Annotated in this window: 15 protein-coding genes; 1 reads left to right on the forward strand and 14 read right to left on the reverse strand. The window is 34.5% G+C overall.

Translation table 11 applies throughout. The features are described from left to right. Positions 1-238 precede the first annotated feature (238 nt). The 14 genes from ACFIMC_RS02480 to ACFIMC_RS02545 all read right to left on the reverse strand — a co-directional run bounded on the left by ACFIMC_RS02480 (position 239) and on the right by ACFIMC_RS02545 (position 8,433). On the reverse strand, positions 239-1,006 hold the full coding sequence (locus ACFIMC_RS02480; RefSeq protein WP_375672154.1) for a type IV secretion system protein: 768 nt from the start codon (positions 1,004-1,006) through the stop codon (positions 239-241). After that, positions 1,003-3,474, reverse strand: coding sequence for a VirB4 family type IV secretion/conjugal transfer ATPase (locus ACFIMC_RS02485; protein WP_375613869.1), 2,472 nt, complete (start codon positions 3,472-3,474; stop codon positions 1,003-1,005). The genes ACFIMC_RS02480 and ACFIMC_RS02485 overlap by 4 nt, the downstream gene beginning before the upstream one ends. Before the next feature lie 2 nt (positions 3,475-3,476). Beyond that, entirely contained in the window at positions 3,477-3,785 is a 309-nt protein-coding gene (locus tag ACFIMC_RS02490) for a type IV secretion system protein VirB3 (protein ID WP_375613868.1), read from the reverse strand. Between the two features lie 12 nt (positions 3,786-3,797). Continuing rightward, positions 3,798-4,106, reverse strand: a complete 309-nt coding sequence (locus ACFIMC_RS02495; RefSeq protein WP_375613867.1) for a conjugal transfer protein — start codon at positions 4,104-4,106, stop codon at positions 3,798-3,800. Positions 4,107-4,231: 125 nt separating this feature from the next. Then, positions 4,232-4,546 carry a VirB2 family type IV secretion system major pilin TrwL gene (gene trwL, locus ACFIMC_RS02500; RefSeq protein ID WP_375680880.1) on the reverse strand — a complete coding sequence of 105 codons (315 nt, stop codon included), beginning with the start codon at positions 4,544-4,546 and terminating at the stop codon, positions 4,232-4,234. 58 nt (positions 4,547-4,604) lie between these two features. Next, positions 4,605-4,919, reverse strand: a complete 315-nt coding sequence (trwL, locus tag ACFIMC_RS02505; RefSeq protein WP_375680879.1) for a VirB2 family type IV secretion system major pilin TrwL — start codon at positions 4,917-4,919, stop codon at positions 4,605-4,607. Positions 4,920-5,041: 122 nt separating this feature from the next. Next, positions 5,042-5,356, reverse strand: a complete 315-nt coding sequence (gene trwL / locus ACFIMC_RS02510; RefSeq protein ID WP_375668648.1) for a VirB2 family type IV secretion system major pilin TrwL — start codon at positions 5,354-5,356, stop codon at positions 5,042-5,044. Positions 5,357-5,479: 123 nt separating this feature from the next. Then, complete coding sequence (gene trwL / locus ACFIMC_RS02515; RefSeq protein ID WP_375668649.1) at positions 5,480-5,788, reverse strand: VirB2 family type IV secretion system major pilin TrwL; 309 nt, start codon at positions 5,786-5,788, stop codon at positions 5,480-5,482. 123 nt (positions 5,789-5,911) lie between these two features. Further along, positions 5,912-6,232: a VirB2 family type IV secretion system major pilin TrwL gene (gene trwL / locus ACFIMC_RS02520; RefSeq protein ID WP_375668650.1), complete on the reverse strand. Its 321-nt coding sequence runs from the start codon at positions 6,230-6,232 to the stop codon at positions 5,912-5,914. Positions 6,233-6,308: 76 nt separating this feature from the next. Continuing rightward, a complete protein-coding gene (gene trwL / locus ACFIMC_RS02525; RefSeq protein ID WP_375685633.1) occupies positions 6,309-6,623 on the reverse strand; it encodes a VirB2 family type IV secretion system major pilin TrwL in 315 nt (104 codons plus the stop codon). Positions 6,624-6,699: 76 nt separating this feature from the next. Beyond that, positions 6,700-7,023 carry a VirB2 family type IV secretion system major pilin TrwL gene (gene trwL / locus ACFIMC_RS02530; protein WP_375668651.1) on the reverse strand — a complete coding sequence of 108 codons (324 nt, stop codon included), beginning with the start codon at positions 7,021-7,023 and terminating at the stop codon, positions 6,700-6,702. A 140-nt stretch (positions 7,024-7,163) separates the two neighbouring features. Then, positions 7,164-7,481, reverse strand: a complete 318-nt coding sequence (gene trwL, locus ACFIMC_RS02535) for a VirB2 family type IV secretion system major pilin TrwL (RefSeq protein ID WP_375668652.1) — start codon at positions 7,479-7,481, stop codon at positions 7,164-7,166. Next, complete coding sequence (gene korA, locus ACFIMC_RS02540) at positions 7,444-7,743, reverse strand: KorA family transcriptional regulator (protein WP_015857010.1); 300 nt, start codon at positions 7,741-7,743, stop codon at positions 7,444-7,446. Before korA ends, trwL (ACFIMC_RS02535) begins: the two co-directional genes overlap by 38 nt. A gap of 117 nt (positions 7,744-7,860) precedes the next feature. After that, positions 7,861-8,433, reverse strand: coding sequence for a TrwN protein (locus ACFIMC_RS02545; protein WP_375685635.1), 573 nt, complete (start codon positions 8,431-8,433; stop codon positions 7,861-7,863). A gap of 799 nt (positions 8,434-9,232) precedes the next feature. Here ACFIMC_RS02545 and ACFIMC_RS02550 point away from each other — a divergent pair. Next, positions 9,233-9,520 carry an H-NS family nucleoid-associated regulatory protein gene (locus ACFIMC_RS02550; protein WP_015857007.1) on the forward strand — a complete coding sequence of 96 codons (288 nt, stop codon included), beginning with the start codon at positions 9,233-9,235 and terminating at the stop codon, positions 9,518-9,520. The last annotated feature ends 1,544 nt before the right edge of the window (positions 9,521-11,064 follow it).

The raw sequence follows: 11,064 nt of genomic DNA on the forward strand, positions 1-11,064 counted from the left end.
ACCTGGTTAATTTTATCGAAAAGTTGCGTGAAAACTGTAAAGTCCATGGAATTCCTCTTTAACGAATTTTCAACTTTTTATATGCTTTTTAAGCATTTTTCGTTGAATTTTTTTAAGGATAAAATGAAACTTCGTAGACCTTTTCGATCTATGAGAGAGAATTGAGTATTACGCATTAACTTTTTCTTTTTACGAGCATACAGGAAAAATAATATACAAAATATTGCTACAAAAAGCTTTACCTAATAAATCTTATGGTAGGCATGTTCGTGTTTTTACTATTCAAAATTTTTATGTTATGTTTATCTTTCTGTTGTTTGATAAGTGTATGTTCAGCATTGCGTAAATGTGTAACCATTTGTAGTTTTGCTGTTTCATTTTGTAGCATAGCAAGCATTCCAATTATATGTGCTTGTAACTCGGCAATACTTTTTAGATCTTTTGTTGTTGTGATTTCGTTTAATAGTTCTTCAATTTGCTGAAAACGATTGTTTGCTTCTTGAAAAGTTTTTAAACTTACGGCTTTATCAGTGATGGCTGCATATTGGATACGCTTGTTGATAAAACTGCTAGATTCATGGATACTGACAGGAATTTCTTCTTCTTTTAAAATATTTTCAAGTGATGTAGATAGAGCAGAAGGTTTATTTCTATTGTAGAGATTCTCTGGATTTTTGAGAAAAAAACTATTGTGATCTGTTTGTACATTTTTAAGTTTTTTAGTATCGAATTTTTGGCTTCCCGTTATAGACTCGTGTATCTTTTTTACTTCCTCAAGGTGTTTTTTTAGCATATCGAGAAGTTGGGCATCAGGTGGCGCTTTCTTTTGCTGTGGAGTTTTTTTAGACTTTGATGTATTTGAAGATGAACTTCCAAAAAAATTGGGCCACTTCGTTGGAACGGATGCCGATAAATCCGCCGCCCCAGCCCCCCAAACCCAAGCCATCGCTGGGTTTGAAATCCCTAAAGTTATTACAACTACTATTGAAATGACCTTTTTTTTCATGTTTCCCTCCTGTCATTTTTTGCGTGCTGTAAGAAAATTGGTAACCATATTGCCGGATCATCACCAACTTCTGCGATAATGCTTTCGGCTAACTCTGCGTTATCAGGCGTTCCTGATAACACTAAGAGCTCGTCACTAAAGTCGTGTTCGATGGTTTTTCCATCGCGTGTCAGATGGAATTTACCAAGATTCAGTTCTGCAAGCGCAGATTGATCACCCTGCTTAATGAGGAATTGGCGACTAAACTCACCAAGTCCTTTAACGAGTTCAAATTCGGCATCTGTTAGTTTAAAGCCTTTTGTATAATCTTCATAATTTGCTTTGGGATTGGCTAGAAAAATGTAAGTTGCACACTGTTGAATGAGTGTTTTGGCAATATTACTTTCCAAGGCATCGCTAGGCTCTTGTGTTGCATAAACAAAAATACCATTTTGTTTACGGATGGTCTTTTGTTTATTTTTGGCTAAATCTTCAAAGTACGGATCTTGCAAAGGCTTCCAAAACTCGTCAAAGATATACATAAACCGCTGTCCGCTAATCATGCCTTCTGTGCGGTAAAGCAAATACATCATCACTGGAGTGCGAGTTTCAAAATTATCTAAGAATTCCGTGATATCAAAGCCGTAAATTTGATGTGTTGAGAGATCAAGAGCATCATGGGGATTATCAAACAACCACCCATAATCACCACCTTCACACCATTTTAGTAAGCGAGCATGAACAGATGGGTGAGCATTATAATCACTTAAACGTGGATTTGGTAAAAATTGTACTAGAAAGGACAAACGACGGAGTGATCGGTCAATGTTCGCACTCATAACAGACATAACTGCTTTGTTAATTTCTTCTTCGTCGTGATGCGTGACTTCACCACCAGCTTCTGCCAATTTTTTAACAAATTGTTTCAGAAAAATAAGATTTTCTTGTGTGGGTGGGAGTTGGAAAGGATTGAAACCACTTTTTCTGCCTGGCTTGAATGTTAAATATTTTCCACCCATCGCGCGAATGGCAATTTCCATGCCACGATCTTTATCAAAAACAACAGTTGTCGGCTTAAATTTTTGTGCTTGTGCTAACAAAAAGCCGAGTAACACGGTTTTACCGGAACCAGATTGTCCGATAAGTGCGGTATTACCAAGTAAACGTTTATCTGTCGAGTCCTCTTCAAGTTTGGAGGCATGAAAGTTGAAATAAAGCGGTGTTTTACTGGTTGTTTTAAGAATTGTGACGGCTGGTCCCCATGGGTTGCCAGTGGGTTTTCCTGACATAAAATTATGAAAAGATGAAAATGACAAAAAGTTCAATGATGTAATCGGAGCAGGACGTGGTCTCCATTTCCAATTGCCAGGAAGTTGTGCCCAATAGCCAGCCTCTATCGCTAAGTCTACAGGTTTGGGCAGTACCGCAACGTCTAGTAATGCTGCACTTGCTTTGGCCATATGGTCGCGAACTTGTTGAATTGTATCACCATAGATCGTCAATGTGCAGTGATGTTCTCCCATGACAAAATGCCCACTGATAAGCTGGTTTAGTGCTTCGTCAATTTGTTCAATTTGGCTCGTTGCCACATCTCGTGCATCAATAAGATTACGCTGATGCCGTTGTAAATAGTCTTTAGCAGCATGTCGGGAGAGCACTGAAAAGCTCTGCGTCAATACGAACTCGAAGTCACTTTCCAACAAAACATTTAATTGTCCTGGTTTGGTTGTTGCATCATATTCTTTAATTTCAAGCATTCCAAATCGACGCATTCCACTGGTTGTTCGCAGTTCACCAAGAGCGCCCCATTTTGAGAAAAAAGGTCGATTGACAGACATATAGTCAGCAAAACGGTCATGGCAAATTGGCATAGGGCGATATTCACCATTGACAAGCATTCCAAGGAATTCAAGTGCAGAAGAATAAGCATGCCCATTTTTTTCATAAGCACCAAGAAGTTCTGCACCGTAACGGTTTAAAGATTGGCCTAAAGTACGATTGATGTCATTGAGTTCTTTGATACATGTGTCTTGTCGCATCTTTTTTTGATCAAGCGTTTCACGTTCATGTTTAGAAAAGAACGACATAATTTTATCCGCTATCGGTTGAAAAATGACAGTCAGATATAAATCATTGACCATCAAATTATAACCAGTAAAGCTTTGTCGATATTTTTCATCAAGTTGATAGCAAAACATTTGATCAAATGTTGAATCAGGATATTCATAAACACGGCGGCGCACAATATGCGTCCAAAATGATAAATTGGCTGATGCAAGACCCCGTAGAGTATTGTTAAGCTCTTTTATCCATTGAAAAATATCTTCTTCTGAAGCGCTTTGATGCGAACGCCCATCAATTTTCCAAATTGACAAATATTCCGCATTTTTAGTAGAAATAATCGTATCTGTAATATGATGTGAATAAGGCAGAAACAGGCTTACAGGTGTCTCTGATGCAAGGCGTTTGCTGCTTTCAACAGCTGTCATGTTTATCTCCTTTTACTATAATCAGAGGGACTATAACTTGATGCGCCCCAAAAACCTTTGTTGCGATTGCGAAATTTAGTATCGATCCATAACCACCAGATACGAAACGCCTTATCATCGTTTTTAGTAATTTGCACCATAATAAACCATAATGGAGGTGCTATAATCCACAAAAAGATACTTACTGTCATAGCAATAACAGCAACCCCCATAACCATAACGATAAATGGCATCATGGGGACACCCCATATCGTTGGAACACGTGTTGCTCCCTTGAATAGGGGGAATTCTTTTTTTTCTTGCGATTTCATGGAATGTTCTCGTCACTGGAGGTGAAATAATATGTGGCTAATATAAAAAGCTGCACCAGCAATAATGACACTGAATGCCCATCGCATAAATGTAGCTCTTGCGATAATACGAAATATATAAATAAGCAAAAGTAATAAAAGAATGATAGCAGCAACGATAGGAATAATTATACTTAATCCATATTGCATCCCTATGAAAACATCTAAACTCTTTGTTTCCGTCTGAGCATATGCAGATTGAGTTATTAATAACATAATCAAAGTTATAAAAATAGCACTAATCTTACATATTTTTGATTGAAGCGTATTTAATTGTTTCATATCTTTTATCCCCTTTTAATTAAAGTTACTATAAATAATATTCCTTTTTTCGTAGTATGAGCGATATTATTACTGGTACAAATTTATAATCAACGAACATTAAAAACATTACGTATTATACTAATTTATGCTCGACCTGTAAATAGCATTTGAGCAAGCTGGCTTGCTGAGCCAGCGATGACAACGCCGACTGCCCATCGTATAAATGTATCCCTTTCAATGTAGCGTCCTGCGTAACCAATTGCTAAGCACAAAAGTATAACAGCAGCAGCAATAGGAATAATATTGGTAGTAAGATCGTTTTGCAGAGCATTTAAAGCGTTTTTAGCATTATCTATTGCTGCATATGCGGGATGCGTTATAAAAAACGCAGTTATAGATGCAGAAATTGCAATGATTTTATTGTTATTTTTTGATTTAAGGTTGATTAGTTTTTGCATATTTTACTCTTATTATTATGTAAGTCTTTACATTAAAAACGTTTTGTATTATAATTACTTATGGATTACCTGTAAATAGCATTGTAGCAAGTTGGGTTGCTGAGCCAGCGATAACAACGCCGACTGCCCATCGTATAAATGTATCCCTTTCAATGTAGCGTCCTGCGTAACCAATTGCTAAGCATAAAAGTATTACGGCAGCAGCGAGAGGGATAATATTATCAATAAGATCTTTTTTCAGAGCCTCTAAAGCGTTTTTAGCATTATCTATTGCTGCATATGCGGGATGCGTTATAAAAAACGCAGTTATAGATGCAGAAATTGCAATGATTCTGTTGTTATTTTTTGATTGAAGGTTGATTAGTTTTTGCATATTTTACTCGTATTAAGTTCTTATGAATGCTTTATATTTAACATTATAAACAGAATAGTATTTACTATGTTAATAATTATTGGATGAATTTTCACCTTAAAAACATTTTGTGTTATATTTATTCATGCTTTACCTGTAAATAGCATTGTAGCAAGTTGAGTTGCTGAGCCAGCGATGACGACGCCGACTGCCCATCGTATAAATGTATCCCTTTCAATGTAGCGTCCTGCATAACCAATTGCTAAGCATAAAAGTATTACGGCAGCAGCGATAGGGATAATATTATCAATAAGATCTTTTTTCAGGGCCCCTAAAGCGTTTTTAGCATTATCTATTGCTGCATATGCAGGATGCGTTATAAAAAATGCAGCTATAGCTGCAGAAAGTGTAGCGATTTTCTTATTATTTTTTGATTGGAGATTAATTAGTTTCCGCATATTTTACTCTTCTTAAGTTCTTATGAATGCTTTGTATTTACTATTATAAATGAAATAGCATTTTACCATGTTAATAATTATTAGATGAATTTTCACCTTAAAAACATTTTGTATTATATTTATTCATTGTTTAAATAGCATTGTAGCAAGTTGGGTTGCTGAGCCAGCGATAACAACACCAATTGCCCATCGTATAAATGTATCCTTTTCAATGTAGCGTCCTGCGTAACCAATTGCTAAGCACAAAAGTATAACAGCAGCAGCAATAGGAATAATATTGGTAGTAAGATCTGTTTTGAGAGTTTCTAAAGCTGTTTTAGCATTATTTAACGCTGCATATGCAGGATTTGTTACAAAAAATGCGGTCATAGCTGCAGAAAATGTGGCGATTTTCTTATTATTTTTTGATTTAAGGTTGATTAGTTTTTGCATATTTTACTCGTATTAAGTTCTTATGAATGCTTTATATTTAATATTATAAACAGAATAGCATTTTTCTATGTTAATAATTATTAGATGAGTTTTTACATTAAAAACATTTTGTATTATATTTATTCATGGTTTACCTGTAAATAGCATTGTAGCAAGTTGGGTTGCTGAACCAGCAATAACAACGCCAATTGCCCAGCGCACAAATGTATCCTTTCCGATATAGCGCCCTGCATAACCAATTGCTAAGCACAAGAGGATAACGGCAGCAGCAATAGGGATAATATTTTTAATGAGGTCGTCCCGTAAAGACTCTAAAGCAGTTTTTGCATTTGATAATGTTACTTGAGCATACACAGGATTGGACATAAAAAACACAGTTAAAGCTGCAGAGGTTTTAGTAGCTTTATTCCGAATTATTGTTTGAAGAATTTTTGATTGTTTCATATTGTTGATCTCAATTTAAATTGTTCTTTAGAATAAAAAGATATTTTATACAGCATAACTTTAATAGTCATTCTCATTACGCTTTTATGAATAACATATTTGCAAGTTCAGCTGCTGAACCAGCGATAACGACCCCAATTGCCCACCGTACGAATGTATCTTTTTCGATGTAGCGCCCTGCATAGCCAATTGCTAAGCACAAAAGTATAACGGCAGCAGCAATTGGGATAATCGTTTTTAAGTCTGTTTGGAGTCCCTCTAAAGCAGTTTTTGCATTTGTTAATTTTGCTTGAGCATACACAGGATTCGACATAAAAAACACAGTTAAAGCTGCAGAAGTTTTAGTAGCTTTATTCCGAATTATTGTTTGAAGAATTTTTGATTGTTTCATATTGTTGATCTCAATTTAAATTGTTCTTTAGAATAAAAAGATATTTTATACAGTATAACTTTAATAGTCATTCTCATTACGCTTTTATGAATAACATATTTGCAAGTTCAGCTGCTGAACCAGCGATAACGACCCCAATTGCCCACCGTACGAATGTATCTTTTCCGATGTAGCGCCCTGCATAGCCAATTGCTAAGCACAAAAGTATAACGGCAGCAGCAATAGGGATAATTCCTTTCAAGTCTTTTTGGAGCGCTTTTAAAGCTGTATCTGCGTTTTTCAAACCTTGTGCTGCTTGAGCCCATACGGGATTGTTCATAAAAAATACAGTTAAAGCTGCAGAGGTTGCGATAATTTTATTATTATTATCGTTCAATTGAAAATTGATTAATGTCCTCATATTGTTCAACCTTATCAAATTGCATTTGGCGTAAGTAGTTTTTCCATGAAATAAGGAATAATTTTATTGATGTGAAATAAAAGCAGTGAAACCTAAATTTCTTTTTTACGAAAGAAGCATTTCATGTTTCAAAAGATTTATTAGGTGGATTTAAATAATAAATCAGCAAGTTCAGCTGCTGAACCAGCGATAACAACACCGATTGCCCACCGTACAAATGTGTCTTTTCCGATATAGCGCCCTGCATAACCAATTGCTAAGCACAAAAGTATTACGGCAGCAGCGATAGGGATAATCGTTTTTAAATCTGTTTGAAGCAGTTCTAAAGCTTTTTTTGCAGGATCTAAACCCGCTGCTTGGGCAGATACAGGATTGGTCATAAAAAATACAGTTAAAGCTGTAGAAAATGCAGCAATTTTATTACGAGCTGTTGTGTGAAGAATATTTAATTGTTTCATGTTCTTTATCCTGATTAAGATTAAAACTCCCACAAATGACCCCTCGTTCATGAAGAAACTTAAAAAGATATTTTGGATCAGCCCAAGTTCTTAGTTTTCCTCTTTGTGTAAGTAACGTATATTTATTTGGCTTTCCGGTGATTGGATCATCGGAAATAAACGTGAAATACCATTCTCTCTCTGAAAGCATCACGACTGTAATCTCACGTGCTGCTTTTTGACTAAATGCTATATCAACGCTGTTTTGTTCTATCATTTTCATTATCTTTGCCCTCAATTAGAAGAGATTTTGTTCAATCTTACTAATTAGAGCTTTAACATTTTCTTATCTACCTTTCATTATAATATCCTATCAAAATTCTAGGGTTTCGTGAAAATATCAGTCATCACTCAGCGATCTTCTCGATGAAGAAAAATTTTCAGCTGAAAAAGCATCGTGGGCGCTACTTTCTTTATGTGTAAATGCATCTTCCTCTCCTTTTGAAGAGAGAGGAAGAGAATCTATTTTAGTTGTCTGTTCTGGTTCTTCTTTTTTAAGCTTTATAGGCTCCTGCAAGTCTTCATTTCCTCGTACAGCAGCTTTTACTCCAATATATGAAGTAATTTTTTGCATACGGGTGCGGTTTGAGTTTTCTGTATTGTAAAAATTCAACACAGACTGCAAAGTCGCTTTTTCAAAGATGCACTTTGATGTTGTTTGTTCATAGCAGTAAGTTAAAGCGTTTTGTACAACTGTAATATTTCTGCAAAAATCAAACACATCAAAAAGAGAAAACAATTTCATATTTCCAACATCAATTTGCCCTAAGATTATGTTAAAATTATGTTCACCCTGTTTAGCTGTTGCGATTGTTCCCTTAAACTGAGATGATTGATAGAACAAGTTATCTTTATCATCTGTTACATAGACATTGTCCCGCGTTTCTTGTTCGGCAACAACTGAAAATGTCATGGGAGGCATATTGGATATGTATGCAGCAGCAAAAAATGTAAAATCTGGAACAATCATTAGCAATACACCTTATTATGAAGAATTTTATTAATACAAATGCTAATTCTGTGTTGTGCTTTTTCTCGTTGTCTTTTGATTTTATAAATTTGTAGAATGAGATTGTTTAGCTTAGAATATTCCTTGTGATTATTGCTTTGTTCTCTTCTAAGAATATTTCTAATATATGCGAATATCCAACCAACAAGATAAAAGTGTGGAATAAAATAGAGTACATTACGCCAACCAATATTATTGGAATCACGAAGAAAGGCGCTGCTTTTAAAAAATAATAATCTTTGATACTGTATTGAAGCTGTTTGTTTTATATAATTCTCTAGTTGCAAAAATTTTTTCAAAAAAAATTTATACGAAGTAAAAAGCCGTTGTGTATGAGGGGAGGTTTTCTCGTCATAATGAACTACACTATCATTATACAGAGAGGGCTTGTTCTTTGTTGCGTATTGCCATAACTTATAGAGCGACGATTTATATTTACTTTTGACTACTGATTCATAAGAGTCAGAGAGGTGTAATGGTGCTTGAGCACTGCATTTAGTAGTTCCAGCAATTGAACTGAAAAAAGATGCAGTGGTGGTAATTGATATACCAATAAACAGCTCTTTGTGGTCCAAAGCACATCTCCGTCAAAGTGATATATGTATCGTAATTTTAATTTCGATAATAAATAGACAGAAATTGTCTATAATTGTGTTTAAAATATGGCAAGAAAATATTCTTTTTTGCAAGGGGAGTAATTAAGGTGAATGATCTCAAAAATATGAATTTTGATGAACTACAAGAGATGCGTACACAAATCGATGTGGAATTAAAAAAACGGCAAGCAAAGGAAAAGCAAAATGCGCGACGAAAAATTCTTGAAATTGCTAATGCCCATGGAATTGATATCGCTGATCTTGTGAGCAAAGAGCGCCATTATAGAAATCCCAATAACCAATGGGAATTATGGAATGGGCGTGGACGTAGACCTAAGTGGATTAAAGAGTGGTTGGAGAATGGGTATACACTTGATGAACTCGAAGTAACGTAACACGTGTGCGATCTTTACAAGATAAGGGAATACCAAGGAATGTAAATGCAAGAAGTATGCTCTTTTGGGTAATTTAATTGTATAAACATACTGAACTAATATATTAAAGTATTGAGTTACCAAATACAATGATAGGGAGCGTGAAAAAGTTTATTTAAATGCAAAAGGTCTTGTTGTTATAATCTGGAAAGCATAATGATGATGCCAGATTGGAATATTGTAATTGCTTTTGGCATGTGAGAGAGGGGGGATATTTTACTTCTTTTTATCGTTTCATTAACGTTGCTCTTTTTAGTCTATGTAAATAAATAGTTTTATTGATTATTTACAAAAATGGTCGAAATGAGAATAATTTATTGCATAGGGATTTTAACTCAATATGTAAAATGATAATTTTATCAATTAATATGTTAATAAATTAGCATACTTATATTTTTGAAATACTGTTCTGTAGAACAAGCCTGATGTTATAGATTTTGTTTGGTCTTTTTTCTGTGAGATTATATATGAGGCATTTACTTTATTTATCGTTCGTTTAGTTGAGATGAGTGAGTATGTAGAAAAATGGAAAATTTCTATGGCTGTTATGGGTTTTATAGAATTTATGACATATTTCTGAGCGTTTGTGATTAAAATTCATTTATGAGCGTTTATGAATAATGAATAAAGAGCGTATTTGAAAATAAAAGGATTGGATTATTTCTATTGCAGTTTATCTTCTTTTATGGTGTGAAATAGGGGAATGATATGCGGTTTTACAATTGTGTGTGATGGTATAGAGTGCGGAACACTTTGTTATATATCGGAATATTTTTTCTAAAATTGTATGGTATTCCACAATAAGTTAAAGAGTTTGTCTGAGAAACAGAATGCCCCAAACGGAATGCATTTGTGTTTCCAATTTACGCGCTTTTTTAAAAGAAAAGTTTTTCAATGCAACGAAGCTTATTTTATGGCGCTTCTCGTGAATAGTATAACGTAAAAGCCCCTATGAGCATATAAAATCCATTGTACACCACCATTTTTACTTCAATAAAAAGTATAAGCCGGTGCCATTATACACTTTACTCGCCTCCAATATTGCTAAAGTCCTTAGTTCTTGAGAGAGGGAGGCTTTTTGTTGCTTTGTTTAATTGTTTTTATTTATACGACACTCTCACTTGTGATGTGCAAGCGAATGATTTTGATTGCTTCAACATGAGAGAGATTTGAAATAAGGGTATTTTATGATCTTTAGATTTCTCACTCAATATGAGAACAATGAACTTATTATTATAAATAAAAGTGTTGTGTGCTAAAAAGTCTTGTTTATTTTATTATGCCGTGAAATGGCTTCTTTTAAGGTGTGGTGATATAAAGCAACAACCTCTCTGAGAGATTTACTCAGTATAATATCAAAAAACACAATAAAGTCAATAGTTTGCTTGCAATTATTTTATATGAATCCACTCAAGAATCCATCTTTTTATGCATGATTCATTTGACCATTTTTTATATAAGATTGGCATGTATGAATAGACCATAAAAAGCAAATCATGATGTAA

This window comes from Bartonella sp. AP21QHHD (assembly GCF_042196205.1).
In the GTDB taxonomy this organism is placed as follows: domain Bacteria; phylum Pseudomonadota; class Alphaproteobacteria; order Rhizobiales; family Rhizobiaceae; genus Bartonella.